The following is a 20745-nucleotide window of genomic DNA, read 5'->3' on the forward strand; positions in this document are numbered from 1 at the left end:
GCAGCCGTTATTTCACGGCGCCGAAGGACAAACCGCGCACCAGCTGTTTCTGGCTGATCCAGCCAAAAATCAGGATCGGCGCACAGGCCAGGGTCGAGACGGCAGACAATTTGGCCCAGAACAAACCTTCGGGGCTGGAGTAGGAGGCGATCAGTGCGGTCAGTGGCGCGGCGTTGGACGAGGTCAGGTTCAACGACCAGAACGCCTCGTTCCAGCACAGGATCAGCGACAGCAACACGGTGGAAGCCAGGCCACCCTTGGCAATCGGCAGCAGCACGCGGACCATTTCCTGCCACAGCGTGGCACCATCCAGGCGGGCGGCTTCGAGGATGTCTTTGGGGATGTCCTTGAAGTAGGTGTAAACCATCCACACCACAATCGGCAGGTTGATCAGGGTGTAGATGATGATCAGCGCAATGCGCGTATCGAGCAGGCCAAAGCTCTTGGCCAGCAGGTAGATCGGCATCAGTACGCCCACCGGCGGCAGCATCTTGGTCGACAGCATCCACAGCAGCGTGCCCTTGGTGCGCTGGGTTTCGTAGAACGCCATGGAGTAGGCGGCCGGCACCGAGATCAGCAGGCACAGGGCAGTGGCGCTGAACGAAATCACCACCGAGTTCCAGGCGTAGGCGAAGTAGTTGCTGCGCTCGTTGATGTGCAGGTAGTTCTCCAGCGTCGGCGTGAAGATGAACTGCGGCGGCGTGGCGAACGCGTCGATTTCGGTCTTGAAGCTGGTCAGTACCATCCAGAAGATCGGGAAGAAAATCAGGATCGCAATGGCCCAGGCCAGGGTGCCGAGCAGCAGGCTTTGCAGGCGGCGGGATTGTTGAAGCGTCATGGCGCGGCCCTCAAGGCTTGTCAGTCAGGTTTTTGCCGATCATCCGCACCAGGATGATCGCCGCGATATTGGCGATGACCACGGCAATCAAGCCGCCGGCCGAGGCCATTCCCACGTCGAACTGCACCAGCGCCTGGTTGTAGATCAGGTAGGCGAGGTTGGTCGAGGCGTAGCCGGGGCCACCGTTGGTGGTGGTGAAAATTTCGGCGAACACCGAGAGCAGGAAGATGGTTTCGATCATCACCACCACGGCAATCGGGCGGGCCAGGTGGGGCAAGGTCAGGTGCCAGAAGATCGCGATGGCACCGGCACCGTCCAGGCGTGCGGCTTCCTTTTGTTCCTGGTCGAGGGACTGCATGGCGGTCATCAACAGCAGAATGGCGAAGGGCAGCCATTGCCACGACACAATGATGATGATCGACAGCAACGGGTAGTGCGCCAGCCAGTCCACGGGCTCGGCGCCGAACAACTTCCACACGGCGGCGAGCACGCCCGACACCGGGTGGAAAATCAGGTTCTTCCAGATCAGCGCACCGACGGTGGGCATGATGAAGAACGGCGAAATCAACAACACCCGCACCACCCCGCGACCAAAAAACTCACTGGCCTCGAGCAGGGCACTGATCAGCACGCCGAACACCACGCTGATCAGCAGCACGCTGCCAACCAGCAACAGGGTATTGGTGGCGCCGGGCAGGAAGCCCGAGTCGGTGATGAAGTAGGTGAAGTTCTCCAGCCCCACGAATTGGTTTTCGCCGGGGTAGAGCAGGTTGTAGCGGATCAGCGAAAAGTACAGCGTCATGCCCAGCGGCACGATCATCCACAGCAGCAGCAAGGCCACCGAGGGGCTGACGAGGAACCAGCCGGGGTTGGCCAGGCGGCTTTTGCGCGGCTTTTCCTGCGTGGTGGTTTGCACTTGGGCAGTGTTGGTATTCATAGGGTCAGAACCAGTCAGGTACATGCAGAACGAGAGTCGAAGCGCGGTCAATGTGGGAGCGGGCTTTTGTGGGAGCTGGCTTGCCTGCGATGGCATCCACTCGGCTTAACTGACAGACCGAGGTGTCTGCATCGCAGGCAAGCCAGCGCCCACCTAAAGCAGCTCCCACATGAAACGGGTCCCCACATTGACAGTGGCTAGCCTGCTTTACTTGGGATAACCCGCCCGCTTCATTTCACGCTCGGTGGTGGTCTGCGCGGCGGTCAAGGCTTGATCCACCGTTTGCTGACCGGTCAGCGCGCCCGAGAAGAACTTGCCGACCTGGGTACCAATCGCCTGGAATTCAGGAATGGTCACCAACTGGATACCGATATACGGCACTGGCTTGAGGGTCGGTTTGGTCGGGTCGGCGACTTTCAGCGATTCGAGGGTCACTTTGGCGAACGGCGCCGCCTTCATGTACTCGTCGCTGTAGGTCGACTTGCGCGTACCTGGCGGTACGTTGGCAATGCCGTCGGTCTTGGCGACCAGTTGGCTGTATTCCTTGGAAGTGGCCCAACTGGTGAACACCTTGGCGGCGTCCTTGGCTTTGGAACTGGTCGGAATAGCCAGGGACCAGGAGTACAGCCACGACGTGCCCTTGTCGGTTTTCTCGTGTGGGGCGAAGGTGAAGCCGACATGGTCGGACACCTTGCTCTGGGTTTTGTCGGTCACGAACGAGCCGGCCACGCTGGCATCGACCCAGATCGCGCACTTGCCGCTGTTGAACAGCGCCAGGTTTTCGTTGAAACCGTTGCTGGAAGCCCCCGGTGGGCCGGATTTCTTCATGTTGTCGACGTAGAAGTTCAGCGCGTCCTTCCACTCTGGGCCGTTGAATTCCGGCTGCCACTTCTCATCGAACCAGCGCGCACCGTAGCCGTTGGCCAGGGTGGTGATCAGCGCCATGTTCTCGCCCCAACCGGCTTTACCGCGCAGGCACAGGCCGTATTGCTCTTTGGTCTTGTCGGTGAGTTTTGCCGCGAATTCACCGATCTGAGTCCAGGTCGGGTGCTCAGGCATGGTCAGCCCGGCGTCCTTGAACAGGTCGGTGCGGTAGTAGGTGATCGAGCTCTCGGCATAGAACGGCAGGGCGTACAGCGAACCTTTTTCAGACAAGCCGTCACGCACAGAAGGGAATACATCGTCGAGTTCGTAGGACGCCGGCAGGTCTTTCATCGGCTCCAGCCAGCCCTTGGCGCCCCAGAGTGCAGCTTCGTACATGCCGATGGTCAATACATCGAACTGTCCGCCCTGGGTGGCGATGTCGGTGGTCAGGCGCTGGCGCAGCACGTTTTCTTCGAGCACCACCCAGTTCAGCTTGATGTCCGGATGCTCGGTCTCGAAAGTTTTCGAGAGCTTTTGCATGCGAATCATGTCGCTGTTGTTGACGGTGGCAATGGTCAGGGTTTGCGCGCCAAGACTGACGGCGCTGAGGGTCATGCATACAGTCATGCAAGAACAGGTAAGCAGAGCTTTTGCTGTGAACTTCATCGCGCACTCCATTTCCGCGCCCAAGGGCTACGGAAGGACAGTTATTGTTGTTGTGTCTTCCTACAAGCAGTCAGGAAGAGTGTGCGTTGATTACAGCCTTCAAATGGGGATATGACAAATCCTTGGGCGCACTGGGACTGATACTTTTTTGCACTGCCTGAGGCAGCGCGCCTCCCGCACCGACCACAGCAGCGAATGCGGGCAAGACGGCTGCCTGGATTAATCGGCGAAGTCGAAGACATCGTTGATCATGGGCTTACTGAAAACGCCCTTGCCAGTCCCCTCGATCAACGTGAAGGTGCCATCCGGGTTGATATCAACGCCCAGTGAGCTGGCTATTGTGGTGTCCACGCCCGGCTTTTTCAGGATAGCCAGCAGTGGTTTTTTTCCGTTGGACTCTTGTCCCAATACAACCCCCATGCCCACCGCAGATTGGGAGTCGATGCCGCCTACAAATATGACTTTGCCGCCATTCGCCAATGACGTGTTCAGTTCATCCAGTACGTGATAAGTATCTTTATCGAATAAGCCGAATTCCAGATTACTGCCGGTCAGATGCATCAATGTGCGTTTTTGATACACGCCGTCCTTCAGGTCAGTCAGCACGGCGAGTGCAGAGCAGTCTGTGAGACTGCGAGTCGACAATTGGGTGTGCGGGTCTTCCGCGGTATGCGAGTAACCCATCAGCACTTCAACGGGAGGTTTGATCTTCGGGGCCCCAAAGGTGCGCGGTTGATAATCGACCTTGGTTGTGTAAATCACCGGCTTTTCATCACTGCCAATATTAAGTTCAATCTCCGTGCCATTATCTTTCATGACGTTAAATTCGATATCGCGCCCAGCGAGCTTGCGGTTCATTTCCGTTTGGGCCATGAGGTGGATGTCATTGTCACTGAGGGTTGGATAGTGTCTGCGGTAACCCGCCGATGCATCTTCGTAGATCTTGAATGGATCTTCACCGTCAATGCCCAGGTAGTCTGTAATGATTTCCTGCTCAAAACCCTTTACGCGCACGCCTGTGAGTGCATGAAGTTGCGCCGCGAGGGACTGTTCAGCCCCGTTACCGGAGTAGCACGCTAATAACCGCACGTCGCTATAGTCTCGGATGTCTATGCCGCGCGCCAACAATTCGCGGTCTATATCTACCGCTGCGTAACGCTTGCCCTCTTCCCCAAAGATGTACGCAGGCTCTTCGCCTATGGGTTTCTCACCATGGCCCATGATGTTGAGGCGTTGCTTGCCGTTGTACGTGTCCTCGAAGACTTGAATGTCGCCGGTAAGCGGTTTGATCTCCTGCGCACCGCCCAGGACGATGCGGTTTTTCGACGGGGAGGCGGGCGGTGCCACGTCATCGACCAACAGGCTGGTGCCGCTGGCCGGCCTTGCTGAGAGGGCGGTGGATTGTTCAGGCAATGATCGCGCTTTGAAATGGATCAACAGTGTCGCAAGGTTGACCAGCAGATCTGTCAGCGCCGCTTCTTTCCCCTTCGAGCCCTCATCACCCAGAACCTCCAGGTCCTTGATGATGCCTTCAGCCTGCAGCAGCAAACCGAGTACGGCGCCGGGTCCGCGCAGTGCTGGCAGTACTGCATTGAGTAGCAGGAAACCCCCAGTTTTCAGAGACACCCACCGGTTTTGTGCATCGGATGTCGATTGTTGTTCGGCCAGGGTGATCAAGCTGTGGGCGTTGGCCTCGTACAGGTATTCCATCAATTTTCCGTCTTGCAGCGTTTGCTGCAGTCGGGTGTCCACGGCCAAGGGGATTGTCTCGTTGGCGGAAACGGACCCCAGGCTGTAGCCGAATATCACCAGGTTGGGGTGTTTAAAACCGTTGCCGCGGTAGAGCTGTCGGGTATTTTCGTCGGGTAACCAGGCGAGGGTATCGTTTTGCAGCTTGCCTGGCTGCTGTATGGCTTCCAGCAGTGCCTGGTGAGAAGGAAATTGCAGGAGCGGGGCATCGGCAACCAGCGGGCGATAGAGAATATGCGGGCCGGTTGTGCTGTCTTTGGGTTCGATCAGGTAGGCACCTTCGACCACATCGGTTTTACCTTGCGCCTTATTGTCAAAGGCCAGTGGTCGAATAACGATGTTCTTCCCGTCCAGGGTCCTGGGGCCTGGCCCCGGCTTGAGTATCTCCTGGACATACCGGAACCCCGTGTTGTTGAAACCGGCTTCTCCCTTGATGCTCAGTTCCAGCGCTTTGAGTTGTAGTTCGATGGGCACTTGCTGGACAAACAGTGACCGGCGTTCCGCCATTTTGGCGGGGTCGTCGAGGAGTTTTTCCTTGAGCAAGGCGGGGTAGGTCTTGCCGATATCAAGGTCGGTAACCAGTTTTTTAAGCACACCCTCTTGCTCAAGTGCGGGCACCCGGACTTTGATTTCTACGCCGTTTTCATCCTTGAGCCCTGACTTGAAGAAGACCTCTATTTGGCCATCAGGCAGCCCCGACAGGTTATTGAGCAGCATGTCCGTCAGGCTCATGGTTTGGCGATCGATAAAGCCAGAACCCAGTGTCCCGTAAGCCACTTTGAAGACCACCTCCAGATTCGCGGCGGCGTGCTGCGTGAGCTTTTGGCTTTCGGGCAATAGGTCAAATTGCTGCTGTGCAAAAGCGCGGATGTCCTTGATGTCGCTGTTGTACGCAGCGCCTTTATTGCGCTGTATGAAGCTTGCCAGCCCCTGGCTGAGTTCATGCATTACAAAACGTTCCGCTTCACCGGCATTGCTCATCCAGTCGGGCAACCGGGTTTTTGCGTGCGACGGGGCCTTTGCGTCAGTCGGTGGTAACTGTTTGAACAGGCTGTCGCTCTGATGCTGTTTGATAAGGGTATCGGCCTGGGCGTCGAACATATTGCCGGAGAGCTTCTCCAGGGTATCCCCGGCCTTTTCGATGTCGTCCCAGGCGTTATACGGTGTGATTTTTCCACTGGGCTCCACCAGCAAGAGGATTTGACGATCTGATTGCGACAGGTAGCGATGAATCACCCAATTCGGCGTGGAACCCGGCGTGGAACCGGCCAGGGTATAGACGGTAGCGTCCGATGAATTGGGATCAAGTGGTGCGGGGCGCGTCGATCCTTGGGGGTGCCTCACGACCATGTCCACGGTTTTACGTTGCTCGTCATCCAGGCCGGGTTGTTTCATGCTGGCCAGTTGCAGGTTGCTGCGCAGAATATGACTGACCAACGTACGTCGGCTGCCGGTGAAGGCGGTGTTGGCATGGGTCGCAGTGCTGAAGGCTTGCTTGTTCCAGTATTCGCGCGAATCAGTCGCGAAGGCTTGGTTGAGTCGGCCCGGTAGCTCACCTATGACATCGCTTAGGGCCGTCAAATCCAGGCCGAGCGGGACGTCGGCAGCGTTGCCCGTGCGGGCCAGCAAGTCAGGGCGAGTGTCAAACGCTCTATCGGTGCTGGTGAAGTTCGGGGCCTCACCGCCGGCCAGGTAGTCCCAGGCAAATGTCATCAATTGTGTTTGCTTAACTTTTCCAGGGGTGTCCGCGACGGATGTTTCAATGGCGATCTGGTTGACGTCGACGTCCAGTGACGGGGCCGCCTGCTTTATCCGCTCGCTGAGCAATCGTGCGACCACCGAGTACACGTTGGGCTCACCGGCAAACTGACGGCGTGCAATCGCGGCCGCCGGGTCGAGGGCCGGGATGGGCTTTTCAACCGCTGGTGCAACCCCCTCAGGTTGAGTTGCGCTTGGGTTTGCGAGCTTCTGGATGGCGGCGCGTTGCCGTGCCTGAGCTGCGCTGGAGCGTGTGTCTGTCGCAGGGGTGTCTTTGCTCAATGCGTGAAAGCCGTTGCGACTGAGCGTTGAGGCTTGTTTGAGTACGCTCGTCAACGTGCCGTCATTGTTTGGCTCGCCGTAAAATTTACTGATCCAGGAGAGGCTGATCTGCACGTCTTTGCCGGGCGGCACGCTTGTGTTGCGCAGGGTTTGCCCGAGGGTTGAGTATTCAGGTATCTCAGAAACCGAAAAGCCGGTGCGCGGGCCTTTGTCGTAACGCGCCATTTCCGGCCTGATACTTAACAAGGCGCTGCTATACAGTCTCGCCATTTCCAAGTCAGCTTCCTCAACTGACGGCTTGAGCGTGCGCTGAAAAGGGGAGAGAAGCTCGGGCTTCAATGCGATTTCCCCAGCAAAATCTTCTATCGCTTCACGTTGTTGCTCTTGAATGCGCGAATAAACCGGGTTGAGCCCTCGGGCTTTTGAGTCAGGCTCACGCAGCGCGTCGAAGGAGTGGTGGTGTTGCTGCAGGGTGATCAATCGGAGCATGTCCGCTGGTCTGCCGTCATGGCGCGCGGCGTAGAAGTCGCCTATTACCTCGGTAGAGGCACGGTGTGCGCCGGTATACCTGATCAATTCTTTAGGCGGCGAGGCGAACGCTCGAGCGGCGGCCGTAACGGCTGCGGTGGCCTGCTCATAGCCAGTATCATATTTACTGAACGTGGCAAGTTTGCCGTTTGCAATGCAATCAATAGCCCATCCTGATTGCGTGTTCAGTTTGAGGGTTGAGGTATCAATTTTGTGTTTGCTTGCGAAACTTGCAAACGGTTCGCTTTGAATGGCATGGGTAAGTTGAGCCCAGGCTCTACCGAACGTTGAGAAGGGAGGAATATCGGCAATCACCGTAGCCTCCCGCGAGCGCTTCTTTCCAGCGGGATCGGCAATGACTTGATCCATCAATGCAGCGCTATGCAGGGAGGAGAGGGCTGCATCGCCTGCTCTGATCAATTGGGTTGCGATCTTTGTGGTGGTCAGGTCCACCACTGGGCCGGAACGCTTAATCCGTGCAGGATGAGTAGAGGTGGCTTCGGATTGGGATGGGGTGAGGGTTACAGACGAGGGATGCAGGCTGGAGCGAAAGGGCTCGATTCTCATGAGCGCGTTTTCCTAACGGTGCGAGAGCTAAGGTATACGCAGTAGTTATTTAATGCGTACATCGCGGATAAGTCTCGTGGAAACTTACCTTTGAACCGTAGGTTTATTGGTCGTAAGCGAGCGGAAGTTCACCTTCCAGTGTTGCCGGATGTGAGGCGGTACAGCCAATGTTTACGAAGGGCACACAGCGGTGCAGGGATTGGGCTCATCACATGAATAACTACCCCAGGTTCTGCTCCGTCAAGCGCTGCACCGCCAGCCGGCGGTAGTGGGAAGGGGTCATGCCCTTGAGCTGCTGGAAGCGTCGGTTAAAGTTGGAGATGTTGTTGAAACCCGACTCAAAGCACACGTCCGTCACGGCTTTATCGCCGTCCGCCAGCAACTCGCAGGACTTGCTGATGCGCAGGCGGTTCACAAACTCGATAAACGTTCGCCCCGTCGCCTGTTTGAATACCCTGGAGAAATAGGTGGGCTTCATTCCCAGGTAGTCCGCCACTTCTTCCAGCGATAACTCGCGGGCGTAATGCGCGAAAATGTAGTCCACCGCGCGGTTCGTGCGGTCGATGCTGTGCTCATCCGCCAGTTGCGGCGTGGTCACGCCGGACAACAATTGATAGTCCTCACACGCGCTCAGCACTTCCAGCAAGATAAAGAAGTGCCCCAGGCGCGCCATGCCTTGGGCCTCCTCGATGCGTTGCATCAAGGTCATGGCCTGGGCGATGGTCTTTTTGCAGCGAAATTCGATGCCGCACTGCGCCCTTTCGAGCAGCGGTGCCAGGGTCTTGAGTTCGGTGAAGATCTGGCTGCCGCCCTCAAACAGTTCATCGGTGAAATTCACCAGCATGTCGCGCTTGGGCACTACCTCGTCTTCATCCACCTGGCTGATCCAGTTATGGGGCAGGTTGGGGCCGGTGAGGAACAGGCTTTCCGGGTAGAAATTACCGATGTAGTCGCCGATAAACACTTTGCCGGAGCTGGCCACGATCAGGTGCAGCTCGTACTCCTTGTGGAAATGCCAGCGCACCAGCGGGCAGGGGAAGCCGTGTTGGCGATAGATGATGGACAGACCGTTGTGATCGTCCATCAGCTCGTAGGAAGGGTCGGTGATTCGCGTTGCTCGGGTCATGCTGCCGTCGCTTTATTGTGGTTGCTGCTTGGGATAATGCCCCCTTGCGCGTGACCTCGCCAGCGTCGGTGTTTATACGGTGCGGTTTTTTGCCTCGATCCACTGGGACATGTACTGCGTACTTTTATGCGCGTGGTGGCGCAGCATGCTGCCGGTGAAGTTGTCCCGGCGATGGCTGGCAAGTTGGCTGCGGCAACGCTCCAGGCAGTCCACCAGTGCGGGGCCATGGAGGGTTTGGTCGTAGCGACGGGCCAGCAATTGGCGGCCGTCTTCCTGGGCTTGGGTCCAGCGCTCGAGGTCTTGGTACAGCGCCACGGCCGCAGCGGCCAGGCCCGTCGCGCTTTGCTCAATCGCGCCCGGCCACGGCTGTTCATCCCCCATGGCCTCGGCGCCAATCGGCGTGGTGATATTCGGCGTCCCGCAGAGCATGGCATCCGCCAGTTTGCCCTTGATGCCGGCGCCAAAGCGCAATGGTGCCAGGCAGATACGTGCGGCCGTCATCACTTGCAGGGCGTCTTCAGCCCAGTTCATCACATGAAAACCCTGCGCCGGGTTGTGCAATGCGGTGGCCTTGGGCGGTGTGTAGGAACCATAGATATGCAGTTGGGCGCCGGGCAATTGCTGGCGGATCAAGGGCCAGAGGCTGTTCTTCATCCACAGCACCGCATCCCAATTGGGCGCGTGGCGGAAGTTGCCGATGCTAAGGAAGTGCGCGCGGTCTGCGAACGGTACAAAGGCCTCGGTCGGCGGCTGCAGCATCAACGGGCACCAGTGGAGCAGGGCGGCGGGCACCTTGAATTGTTCGGTGAGCAGGCGGATTTCCACGTCGGAAATCATCAGGCTGATATCACAGCGGTAAATGGCCGCGATCTCGCGCTTGGCGACATCCGTGTTGGCCATCAACTGGAATTCTTCCGTCAGCGCCGGTGCAAACAGCGCGCTGAAATCATCGCTGTCGGGGTGGGCCTTGAGGTGGTCCTTGAGACGCTGGTGGCGGGCATCCCGCAGGCTTTGCAGGTCGGAGGTTTCCAATACGCGCAGGGCATCGGGGCAACACTTTTCGACGCGCCAGCCGAACTGTTCCTCCATCATGAAGCGGTCGAACAGTACGATGTCCGGGGACAACGCGCTGACAAAATCATCGAAACTGCTGTTATTGAGTTCGATCGCGCATTCGGTAATACCCAGCGCCGGCAAGTCTGCCTTGTGCTCGCCTACGGTGGCCGGGCTGCTGAATGTAATGTCCCAGCCCTGGTCCAGGAAGCTTTGCAGAATCTGCATCATATGCCCGCCGGCCGCCGAGGAGCGCGGCTCCGGCCAGACATAACCAATGACCAGGACTTTGGTGGCGGGCTGATTCATCGACAACGGATTCCTTGAGGGGCGTGCGAAAAGCGCGCAATTAAACCATAGGCCCGTGTACTTGGCGCGCCATGAGAATTTATGTCTGGCGGTAGGTAGCCACCTCAGTTTGTGGTTAACTTCGGGCTCTCGAATTCGTTCAATCAAACCCAGTATAAGGATTCCGTTCATGGCTCAAGTCACCCTTCGTGGTAACCCTGTCCAGGTTGAAGGCGAATTGCCGCAAACCGGTTCCGCCGCTCCAGCGTTCAGCCTGACCGCCGTTGACCTGTCGCAGGCAACCCTGGAAACGTTCGCCGGCAAGCGCAAAGTGCTGAACATCTTCCCAAGCGTCGACACCCCGACCTGCGCCACCTCGGTGCGCAAGTTCAATGCCGAGGCCAACACCCTGAGCAACACGGTTGTGCTGTGCATCTCCTCTGACCTGCCGTTTGCCCAGAAGCGTTTCTGCGGCACTGAAGGCCTGGACAACGTGCTGAGCCTGTCGGATTTCCGCGACGCCCACTTTGCCGTTGACTACGGTGTGTCCCTGGCCGACGGCCCGCTGCAAGGTCTGACCGCCCGCGCAGTTGTCGTGCTGGATGAAAACAACAACGTGCTGCACAGCGAGCTGGTCAGCGAAATCGGTCAAGAGCCGAACTACGAAGCAGCCCTGGCTGTTTTGAAGTAACTGTTTCAGCGCATTACTGTCGTTTTGCAGTAACACGCTTGATGCATGCTTGCGGCCTGGCCTAGTCCAGGCCGTTTTTATTTGCCCGTCAGCAGTTTAGTGAAATAGCGAACGGACTAAGGCCAGAAGTTAAAAGTTGTAAGTCCAAGGTAAATAGCCGGTAAAGGCGCTTTTCTTAATGCGCTCCAGTGCTTATCTTTCAGCCTCCCAAAGAAGAAGCTCTCGCGCCCAATGGTTGATCAATCCATGCAATCCTCCCCCCGCAACTCCCGCCGCTGGCTGTTTGGCCTGCTCGTGCTGCTGGTTATCGCCGGCCTGTGCTGGAAATTCTGGCCCGGCAGCACCAAGGATGCCGCCGAGAAAAAGCCGGCCGGGCATGCCGGCAAGTCGGGGATGATGCGCCCGGGCTTCGGGGGTTCCACCGGCCCGATTCCGGTGCGCGTGGCGCCGGCGGTGCTGGGGGAGTTTCCGGTGTACTACAAGGCCTTGGGCACGGTGACTGCGCTCAATACCATTAATGTGCGCAGCCGGGTGGGCGGTGAGTTGGTGAAGATCGCCTTTGAAGAAGGGCAGATGGTCAAGGCCGGTGACTTGCTGGCGGAAATCGACCCGCGCAGTTACCAGAACGCCTTGCTGCAGGCCCAGGGCACGCTGTTGCAGAACCAGGCCCAGCTGAAAAACGCGCAAGTAGATGTACAGCGTTACCGCGACCTGTATGCCCAGGACAGCATCGCCAAACAGACCCTGGACACCGCCGAAGCGTTGGTCATGCAGTACCAGGGCACGGTCAAGACCAACCAGGGCGCGGTGGATGACGCCAAGCTGAACCTCGAATTCACCAAGATTCGCGCACCGATCAGCGGCCGCGTCGGCTTGCGTCAGGTCGACGTAGGCAACCTGGTCGCCGCCAACGACACCACGTTCCTCGCGGTGATCACCCAGACCCAGCCGATCAACGTGGCCTTCACCTTGCCGGAAAACACCCTGGACACCGTCCTCAGCCGTTATCACGCCGGCAACAAGCTGCCCGTGGAAGCCTGGGACCGTGGCGATGTGAAAAAGCAGGCTGTCGGCGTGTTGCAGAGCCTGGACAACCAGATCGACGTCACCACCGGCACCCTGAAATTCAAGGGCCGTTTCGATAACAAGGACCAGGCACTCTTCCCCAACCAGTTCGTTAACGTGCACCTGCTGGCCGATACCCTGCATAACGTCGTGCTGGCGCCATCCGCGGCGATTCAGTTCGGCAATAATGGCACCTTCGTCTACAAGCTCGATGGCGACAAGAAGGTCAAGGTTCAGCCCCTCGTGATTGGCGACACCGATGGCGACAACACGGTGATCAAGGAAGGCCTGGGGGCTGGCGACCGTGTGGTGCTGGAAGGCACCGACCGCTTGAAAGACGGCAGCGAAATCGAAGTGGTCAACGACAGCAGCGAAGTAGAGACCACGCCGACCGAACACTTGCAAGGCAAACCCGCAGCAAAAGGGGAGACCGGCGATAAGACGGGCAAGGCGCAAAAGGTCGGTTCATGAACCTGTCGCGGCTGTTTATTCTACGCCCGGTTGCCACCACGCTGAGCATGCTGGCGATTGTCCTGGCCGGTATCATCTCGTATCGACTACTGCCGGTATCGGCCTTGCCTCAAGTGGATTACCCGACCATCCGGGTGATGACCCTGTACCCCGGCGCCAGCCCGGACGTAATGACCAGCGCGGTCACGGCACCGCTGGAGCGTCAGTTCGGGCAAATGCCCGGCCTGACCCAGATGGCGTCCACCAGTTCCGGCGGTGCGTCGGTGCTGACCCTGCGCTTCAACCTCGACATCAATATGGATGTCGCCGAGCAACAGGTGCAGGCCGCAATCAACGCCGCCACCAACCTGCTGCCCAAGGATTTGCCGGCGCCGCCGGTGTACAACAAGGTCAACCCGGCGGATACCCCGGTGCTGACCCTGGCCATTACCTCCAAGACCATGCTGCTGCCCAAGCTCAATGACCTGGTCGACACGCGTATGGCGCAAAAGATTGCGCAGATCAGCGGCGTCGGCATGGTCAGCATCGCCGGTGGCCAGCGCCAGGCCGTGCGTATCAAAGTCAACCCCGAGGCCTTGGCCGCCAATGGCTTGAACCTGTCGGACGTGCGCACCCTGATCGCCGCCTCCAACGTCAACCAGCCCAAGGGCAACTTCGACGGCCCGACCCGGGTGTCGATGCTCGACGCCAACGACCAGTTGGTCTCGCCCCAGCAATATGCCGAATTGATCCTGGCCTATAACAATGGCGCACCGTTGCGCCTTAAAGACGTGGCACAAATCGTCGACGGCGCGGAAAACGAACGCCTTGCCGCCTGGGCCAACGAAAACCAGGCGGTGCTGCTCAATATCCAGCGTCAGCCGGGTGCCAACGTGATCGAGGTGGTCGACCGTATCAAGGCGTTGCTGCCGAGCATCACCGACAACCTGCCGGCCGGCCTGGACGTGACGGTACTCACCGACCGCACCCAAACCATTCGCGCGTCGGTGAAGGACGTACAGCACGAATTGCTGATCGCCATTGCGCTGGTGGTGATGGTGACCTTCCTGTTCCTGCGCCGTGTCAGCGCGACCATTATTCCGTCGATTGCCGTTCCGCTGTCGCTGGTGGGCACCTTCGGCGTGATGTACCTGGCGGGGTTCTCCATCAATAACCTGACGCTGATGGCCTTGACCATCGCCACCGGTTTTGTGGTGGACGATGCCATCGTGATGCTGGAGAACATCTCGCGTTATATCGAGGAGGGCGAGACGCCGCTGGCAGCGGCTCTCAAGGGCGCCAAACAGATCGGCTTTACCCTGATTTCCCTGACCTTGTCGTTGATCGCGGTATTGATCCCGCTGCTGTTCATGGCCGATGTGGTCGGGCGGCTGTTTCGCGAGTTCGCCATCACCCTGGCGGTGGCGATCCTGATTTCCCTGGTGGTTTCGCTGACCCTGACGCCAATGATGTGCGCGCGTCTGCTCAAGCGTGAACCCAAGGAAGAAGAGCAAGGCCGTTTCTACAAGGCCAGCGGCGCCTGGATCGATTGGTTGATCGAGGCCTACGGCCGCAAGTTGCAGTGGGTGCTCAAGCACCAGCCGCTGACCTTGCTGGTGGCCATCGCCACCCTGGGCCTGACCGTGGTGCTGTATCTGGTGGTGCCCAAGGGGTTTTTCCCGGTGCAGGACACCGGGGTGATTCAGGGTATTTCTGAAGCGCCACAGTCGATTTCGTTTGCCGCCATGAGCCAGCGCCAACAGCAGCTGGCGAAGGTCATCCTGGCCGATCCGGCCGTTGAAAGCCTGTCCTCCTACATCGGTGTGGATGGCGATAATGCCACCCTCAACAGCGGGCGCCTGTTGATCAACCTCAAGGCCCACGGCCAGCGCGACTTGAGCGCAGCCCAGGTGATTACGCGCTTGCAGCCTGAAATCGACAAGCTGGTGGGTATCCGCCTGTTCATGCAGCCGGTGCAGGACCTGACCATCGAAGACCGCGTGAGCCGCACCCAGTACCAGTTCAGCATGTCGTCGCCCGACGCCGAGCTGTTGGCGTTGTGGAGCGACAAGCTGGTGCACGCCCTCAGCCAGTTGCCGGAACTGACCGACGTCGCCAGCGACCTGCAGGACAAAGGCTTACAGGTGTACCTGGTGATCGACCGCGATGCGGCTTCGCGCCTCGGGGTGAGTGTATCGACCATCACCGACGCGCTGTACGACGCCTTCGGCCAGCGACAGATTTCCACTATCTACACCCAGGCCAGCCAATACCGCGTGGTGCTGCAGGCTCAATCCGGTGAAACCCTCGGGCCCGCCGCGTTGAACCAGATCCATGTGAAGACCACCGACGGCGGCCAGGTGCGCTTGTCGAGCCTGGCCCACGTTGAGCAGCGCCAGGCGCAGTTGGCCATCGCGCATATCGGCCAGTTCCCGGCGGTGATGATGTCCTTCAACCTGGCCCCCGGCGTCGCGCTGGGCAAAGGTGTGGAACTGATCAACCAGACCCAGAAAGACATCGGCATGCCGGTGGGCGTGCAGACCCAGTTCCAGGGTGCGGCCCAAGCATTCGAGGCCTCGCTGTCGAGCACCTTGCTGCTGATCCTGGCGGCGGTGGTCACCATGTATATCGTGCTGGGTGTGCTGTACGAGAGCTACATCCATCCGATCACCATCCTGTCGACCTTGCCGTCGGCGGCGGTGGGGGCCTTGCTGGCGTTGCTGCTCAGCGGCAATGACCTGGGCATGATCGCGATCATCGGCATCATTCTGCTGATTGGTATCGTGAAAAAGAACGCGATCATGATGATCGACTTCGCCCTCGACGCCGAACGTAACCAGGGCCTGGACCCGCAGACGGCGATCTATCAAGCGGCGCTGCTGCGTTTCCGGCCGATCCTGATGACCACGCTGGCAGCGTTGTTTGGTGCAGTGCCCTTGATGCTGGCCACCGGTTCGGGCGCTGAACTGCGCCAGCCGCTGGGCCTGGTAATGGTGGGCGGCTTGTTGGTGAGCCAGGTCTTGACCTTGTTTACCACGCCGGTGATCTACCTGTACTTCGACCGTCTTGGCCGTCGCTGGCGCAAAGAGCCGCAAAGCCTGGAGCCGGTTGAGTCATGAACCTCTCCGGACCGTTTATTCGCCGGCCGGTAGCCACCATGCTGCTGAGCCTGGCGATCCTGTTGCTCGGCGGCGTCAGCTTCAACTTGCTGCCGGTGTCGCCGCTGCCGCAGATCGACTTCCCGGTGATCGTGGTGTCGGCCAGCTTGCCCGGCGCCAGCCCCGAGGTGATGGCCTCCACCGTGGCCACGCCGCTGGAGCGCTCATTCGGCGCGATTGCCGGCATTACCACCATGAGCAGTTCGTCGAGCCAGGGTTCCACCCGGGTGATCCTCGCGTTTGATTCCGACCGTGATATCAACGGCGCCGCACGGGAAGTGCAGGCGGCGATCAACGCGTCGCGCAACCTGTTGCCCAGCGGCATGCGCAGCATGCCGACCTACAAGAAGATCAACCCGTCCCAGGCACCGATCATGGTGCTCTCGCTGACCTCCGACGTGCTGAAAAAGGGCGAGTTGTACGACCTGGCTTCGACCATCCTCTCGCAAAGCCTGTCCCAGGTGCCGGGTGTGGGTGAAGTGCAGATTGGCGGCAGTTCCTTGCCGGCGGTGCGCATCGAACTTGAACCCAAGGCCCTCGACCAGTACGGCGTGGCCCTGGACGATGTGCGCAACACCATCGCCAATGCCAACCAGCGTCGGCCCAAGGGCTCCCTGGAAGACAGCGAGCGCAACTGGCAGATCCAGGCCAACGACCAATTGGAAAAGGCCAAGGACTACGAGCCGCTGCTGATTCGCTACCAGAACGGTGCGGCCCTGCGCCTGGGCGACGTGGCCAAGATCAGTGACGGTGTGGAAGACCGCTACAACAGTGGCTTTTTCAACAATGATTCGGCGGTGCTGCTGGTGATCAACCGCCAATCCGGCGCCAACATCATCGAGACGGTCCGGCAAATCAAGGCACAGTTGCCGGCCTTGCAGGCGGTGCTGCCGTCCAGCGTCAAACTCAACCTGGCCATGGACCGCTCGCCGGTCATCACCGCGACCTTGCATGAAGCCGAGATGACCTTGCTGATTGCCGTGGCCCTGGTGGTGCTGGTGGTGTACCTGTTCCTGGGTAACTTCCGCGCCTCGTTGATTCCGACCCTGGCGGTGCCGGTATCGCTGGTGGGCACCTTTGCGGTGATGTACCTGTTCGGCTTCTCGTTGAACAACTTCTCGCTGATGGCGCTGATTCTGGCCACCGGCCTGGTGGTGGACGATGCCATCGTGGTGCTGGAGAACATTTCCCGGCATATCGATGACGGTGTGCCGCCGATGAAGGCGGCCTACCTGGGCGCCGAGGAAGTCGGCTTTACCTTGCTGTCGATGAACGTCTCGCTGGTGGCGGTGTTCCTGTCCATCCTGTTTATGGGCGGCATTGTCACCAACCTGTTCCGTGAGTTTTCCATCACCTTGTCGGCAGCGATCATTGTCTCGTTGATCGTTTCGCTGACCTTGACCCCGATGCTCTGTGCCCGTTGGCTCAAGCCCCATATCAAAGGCCACATGACCGGCTTGCAGCGCTGGAGCCAGCAGGTCAACGACCGTATGGTGGCCGCCTATGCCACCAGCCTGGACTGGGTGCTGCGCCACCGGCGCCTGACCCTGCTCAGCCTGTTTGTCACCGTGGGCGTTAACGTCGCGTTGTACGTGGTGGTGCCGAAAACCTTTATGCCTCAGCAGGACACCGGCCAGTTGATCGGCTTTGTGCGCGGCGATGATGGGCTGTCATTCAATGTGATGCAGCCGAAGATGGAGACCTTCCGCAAGGCGGTCCTCAAGGATCCGGCAGTGCTCAGCGTGGCCGGCTTTATCGGCGGCAACAACGGCACCAACAACGCGGTGATGCTGGTGCGCCTCAAGCCTATCGCCGAACGCAAGATCTCGGCCCAGGCGGTGATCGAGCGTTTGCGCAAGGACGTGCCGCTGGTGCCGGGCGGGCGCCTGTTCCTCATGGCCGACCAGGACCTGCAATTTGGCGGCAGTCGCGATCAGACCAGTGCGCAATACTCCTACATCCTGCAAAGCGGTGACCTGGCCGCGCTGCGCCTGTGGTACCCGAAAGTGGTCGCCGCCTTGCGCGAGTTGCCGGAGCTGACCGCCATCGACGCCCGCGAAGGGCGGGGTGCGGCGCAGGTGACGCTGGTGGTCGACCGCGACCAGGCCAAGCGCCTGGGTATCGACATGAACATGGTCACGGCAGTGCTGAACAACGCCTACAGCCAGCGGCAGATCTCGACCATCTACGACAGCCTCAACCAGTACCAGGTGGTGATGGAGGTCAACCCGAAATACGCCCAGGACCCGATTACCCTGAACCAGATGCAGGTGATTACGTCCACCGGCGCGCGGGTCCCGTTGTCGACCATTGCCCATTACGAAAACAGCCTGGCAGACGACCGCGTCAGCCATGAAGGCCAGTTCGCCTCGGAAAACATTGCCTTCGACATGTCTCCCGGGGTGACCGTGGAGCAGGGCACCGCCGCCATTGAGCGCGCCATTGCCAAGGTGGGCTTGCCCGAAGATGTGATCGCCAAGATGGCCGGTACCGCCGATGCGTTTGCGGCGACCCAGAAAGGCCAGCCGTTCATGATCCTTGGGGCGTTGGTGGCGGTTTACCTGGTGCTGGGCATTTTGTATGAAAGCTACATTCACCCGCTGACCATCCTCTCGACCTTGCCTTCGGCCGGTGTAGGGGCATTGCTGTCGATCTACCTGCTGGGGGGGGAATTCAGCCTGATTTCGCTGCTGGGGCTGTTCCTGCTGATCGGGGTGGTGAAGAAAAACGCGATCCTGATGATCGACCTGGCCTTGCAACTGGAGCGTCATGAGGGCATGAGCCCGCTGGAGTCGATTCGCAGCGCCTGCCTGTTGCGCTTGCGACCGATCCTGATGACCACGCTTGCCGCCATCCTCGGCGCCTTGCCTTTGCTGCTCGGCGCCGGTGATGGCGCGGAAATGCGCAAGCCGCTGGGCCTGACCATCATTGGCGGCCTGGTGTTCAGCCAGATCCTGACCCTTTACACCACTCCGGTGGTTTACCTCTATCTTGACCGCGCGCGCCACCGCTTCAATGCCTGGCGCGGTGTGCGTACTGATGCTGCCTTGGACACTGCGCTATGACCGATTCAACGTTTGCCAAATTGGCCATGAGTATGCCCCGTGGTTCCCGCGTCGCCAGCCTGGTGCTGTGCGGCGCGCTGCTCAGCGCGTGCGCCATCGGCCCGGATTACAAGCGCCCGGCGGTCATCGAACCGGTGCAATTCAAGGAAGCCCAGGGCTGGCGTCAGGCCATGCCCAGCGACTCCCTCGCTCGCGGTGCCTGGTGGGAGTTGTATGGCGACCGCCAGCTCAATGATCTGGTGACACGCCTCAACAATGCCAACCAGACCGTCGCCCAGGCCGAAGCGCGCTTCCGTCAGGCGCAGGCCCAGGTGCGCAGCGCTCGGGGGGCGTTTTTCCCGACGGTGGACCTGAGCGTCGGCAAGACCCGCGCCAGCCAGGGTACCGGCAGCAGTAATGCCAGCCTGAGCAGCTCCAGCAGCGGTATCCGCGACACCCTCAACACGCAATTGGGCGTGAGTTGGGAGGCGGATGTCTGGGGCAAGTTGCGCCGCGGCCTGGAAGCCAATGAAGCCACGGCCGAGGCCAGCTCGGCGGACCTGGCGGCGATGCGCCTGAGCCAGCAGTCCGAGCTGGTGCAAGACTACTTGCAACTGCGCGTCATGGACGAACAGACCCGCCTGTTGCAAGCCACGCTGGACACCTACCAGCGCTCGCTGCAAATGACCGAAAACCAGTACCGTGCCGGTGTGTCCGGCAAGGATGCGATCGCTCAGGCGCAAACCCAGCTCAAGACCACCCAGGCCAGCTTGATCGACCTGATCTGGCAGCGCGCCCAGTTGGAAAACGCCATCGCCGTATTGATCGGCGAGGCGCCGGCCAACTTCAACCTGGCGGTCAGCAAAGACATTCCCACACTGCCGCAAATTCCAGTCAGCCTGCCGTCGCAATTGCTGGAACGTCGCCCGGATATCGCCTCGGCCGAACGCTCCGTAATCGCCGCCAACGCCAATATTGGCGTGGCCAAGGCTGCTTATTATCCAGACCTGACCTTGAGTCTGGCGGGCGGTTATTCCAGCAGCACCTACGCCAACTGGATCAGCCTGCCGAACCGTTTCTGGTCGGTTGGGCCTAAGTTGGCGATGACCCTGTTTGACGGGGGGCAGCGCTCGGCGGAAGTCGACCGAACGGTGGCCTCGTATGATGAGACTGTGGCGAAGTACCGCCAGACGGTGCTGGATGGTTTCCGCGAAGTGGAAAACTACATGGTGCAGTTGAAAGTGCTGGAGGACGAGGCCGTCGTCAGTAATGAAGCCTTGGACGCGGCGCGGGAATCGTTGCGGTTGACGCAAAACCAGTACAAAGCCGGGTTGATTGCCTATCTGGATGTGGTGACCGTGCAGGCGACGGCGTTGAGTAACGAGCGCACGGTGCTGACACTGTTGCAAACGCGGTTGGTGGCGAGCGTGCAGTTGATTGCTGCGTTGGGCGGCGGGTGGGATGGGGTGACCTCGGTAGCCGATAAGGAGTGACCGGGGTGCCTGTGCGTTCTTGCGGTAACGCATAGGCACACGACTCCAGCGCCATTAAGCCCGGCACTTTAAAGCCAGTGGATTGGCGTCAAAACGTCGATGCTGGCATTCTGATAATTAATCAACGCGCCAAGATTTTTTCTCGCTACAATCGCCCGCTTTGCCACCTGGCACGGGCGTCCCACGCC

General features: G+C 59.5%; 11 protein-coding genes. 5 read left to right on the forward strand and 6 right to left on the reverse strand.

Annotated elements, in window-relative coordinates; all coding sequences use genetic code 11:
- Positions 1–7: 7 nt before the first annotated feature.
- The 6 genes from A7J50_RS13090 to A7J50_RS13115 all read right to left on the reverse strand — a co-directional run bounded on the left by A7J50_RS13090 (position 8) and on the right by A7J50_RS13115 (position 10677).
- On the reverse strand, positions 8–838 hold the full coding sequence (locus A7J50_RS13090) for a carbohydrate ABC transporter permease (protein WP_016968929.1): 831 nt from the start codon (positions 836–838) through the stop codon (positions 8–10).
- Between the two features lie 10 nt (positions 839–848).
- Positions 849–1775, reverse strand: a complete 927-nt coding sequence (locus A7J50_RS13095; protein WP_064452173.1) for a carbohydrate ABC transporter permease — start codon at positions 1773–1775, stop codon at positions 849–851.
- 207 nt (positions 1776–1982) lie between these two features.
- Positions 1983–3266 carry an ABC transporter substrate-binding protein gene (locus A7J50_RS13100; RefSeq protein ID WP_420492089.1) on the reverse strand — a complete coding sequence of 428 codons (1284 nt, stop codon included), beginning with the start codon at positions 3264–3266 and terminating at the stop codon, positions 1983–1985.
- Positions 3267–3524: 258 nt separating this feature from the next.
- Positions 3525–8189 (reverse strand): DUF6543 domain-containing protein, encoded by a 4665-nt coding sequence (locus A7J50_RS13105; RefSeq protein WP_156526279.1) that lies wholly within the window; start codon positions 8187–8189, stop codon positions 3525–3527.
- Between the two features lie 220 nt (positions 8190–8409).
- Positions 8410–9315, reverse strand: coding sequence for an AraC family transcriptional regulator (locus A7J50_RS13110; protein ID WP_064452176.1), 906 nt, complete (start codon positions 9313–9315; stop codon positions 8410–8412).
- A gap of 72 nt (positions 9316–9387) precedes the next feature.
- Complete coding sequence (locus A7J50_RS13115) at positions 9388–10677, reverse strand: glycosyltransferase (RefSeq protein ID WP_064452177.1); 1290 nt, start codon at positions 10675–10677, stop codon at positions 9388–9390.
- A gap of 169 nt (positions 10678–10846) precedes the next feature.
- Here A7J50_RS13115 and tpx point away from each other — a divergent pair, with 169 nt between their 5' ends.
- The 5 genes from tpx (at position 10847) to A7J50_RS13140 (ending at position 20557) form a co-directional block, all read left to right on the forward strand.
- Entirely contained in the window at positions 10847–11347 is a 501-nt protein-coding gene (gene tpx / locus A7J50_RS13120; RefSeq protein WP_064452178.1) for a thiol peroxidase, read from the forward strand.
- Between the two features lie 231 nt (positions 11348–11578).
- Positions 11579–12883: an MdtA/MuxA family multidrug efflux RND transporter periplasmic adaptor subunit gene (locus tag A7J50_RS13125; protein ID WP_064452179.1), complete on the forward strand. Its 1305-nt coding sequence runs from the start codon at positions 11579–11581 to the stop codon at positions 12881–12883.
- A complete protein-coding gene (locus tag A7J50_RS13130; protein ID WP_064452180.1) occupies positions 12880–15981 on the forward strand; it encodes an MdtB/MuxB family multidrug efflux RND transporter permease subunit in 3102 nt (1033 codons plus the stop codon). The genes A7J50_RS13125 and A7J50_RS13130 overlap by 4 nt, the downstream gene beginning before the upstream one ends.
- Positions 15978–19085: an efflux RND transporter permease subunit gene (locus A7J50_RS13135; protein ID WP_064452181.1), complete on the forward strand. Its 3108-nt coding sequence runs from the start codon at positions 15978–15980 to the stop codon at positions 19083–19085. Before A7J50_RS13130 ends, A7J50_RS13135 begins: the two co-directional genes overlap by 4 nt.
- The gene (locus tag A7J50_RS13140; protein ID WP_064452182.1) at positions 19082–20557 is read left to right on the forward strand and encodes an efflux transporter outer membrane subunit; all 1476 of its coding nucleotides are present in this window, start codon (positions 19082–19084) and stop codon (positions 20555–20557) included. The genes A7J50_RS13135 and A7J50_RS13140 overlap by 4 nt, the downstream gene beginning before the upstream one ends.
- The last annotated feature ends 188 nt before the right edge of the window (positions 20558–20745 follow it).

The organism is Pseudomonas antarctica (genome assembly GCF_001647715.1).
GTDB lineage: Bacteria > Pseudomonadota > Gammaproteobacteria > Pseudomonadales > Pseudomonadaceae > Aquipseudomonas > Aquipseudomonas antarctica_A.

Excerpts from the sequence above, each read along its gene's own strand:
- A7J50_RS13090 (WP_016968929.1), bottom strand. The coding sequence starts at position 838 with ATGACGCTTCAACAATCCCGCCGCCTGCAAAGCCTGCTGCTCGGCACC.
- A7J50_RS13095 (WP_064452173.1), bottom strand. The coding sequence starts at position 1,775 with ATGAATACCAACACTGCCCAAGTGCAAACCACCACGCAGGAAAAGCCG.
- A7J50_RS13100 (WP_420492089.1), bottom strand. The coding sequence starts at position 3,266 with ATGACTGTATGCATGACCCTCAGCGCCGTCAGTCTTGGCGCGCAAACC.
- A7J50_RS13105 (WP_156526279.1), bottom strand. The coding sequence starts at position 8,189 with ATGAGAATCGAGCCCTTTCGCTCCAGCCTGCATCCCTCGTCTGTAACC.
- A7J50_RS13110 (WP_064452176.1), bottom strand. The coding sequence starts at position 9,315 with ATGACCCGAGCAACGCGAATCACCGACCCTTCCTACGAGCTGATGGAC.
- A7J50_RS13115 (WP_064452177.1), bottom strand. The coding sequence starts at position 10,677 with ATGAATCAGCCCGCCACCAAAGTCCTGGTCATTGGTTATGTCTGGCCG.
- tpx (WP_064452178.1), top strand. The coding sequence starts at position 10,847 with ATGGCTCAAGTCACCCTTCGTGGTAACCCTGTCCAGGTTGAAGGCGAA.
- A7J50_RS13125 (WP_064452179.1), top strand. The coding sequence starts at position 11,579 with ATGGTTGATCAATCCATGCAATCCTCCCCCCGCAACTCCCGCCGCTGG.
- A7J50_RS13130 (WP_064452180.1), top strand. The coding sequence starts at position 12,880 with ATGAACCTGTCGCGGCTGTTTATTCTACGCCCGGTTGCCACCACGCTG.
- A7J50_RS13135 (WP_064452181.1), top strand. The coding sequence starts at position 15,978 with ATGAACCTCTCCGGACCGTTTATTCGCCGGCCGGTAGCCACCATGCTG.
- A7J50_RS13140 (WP_064452182.1), top strand. The coding sequence starts at position 19,082 with ATGACCGATTCAACGTTTGCCAAATTGGCCATGAGTATGCCCCGTGGT.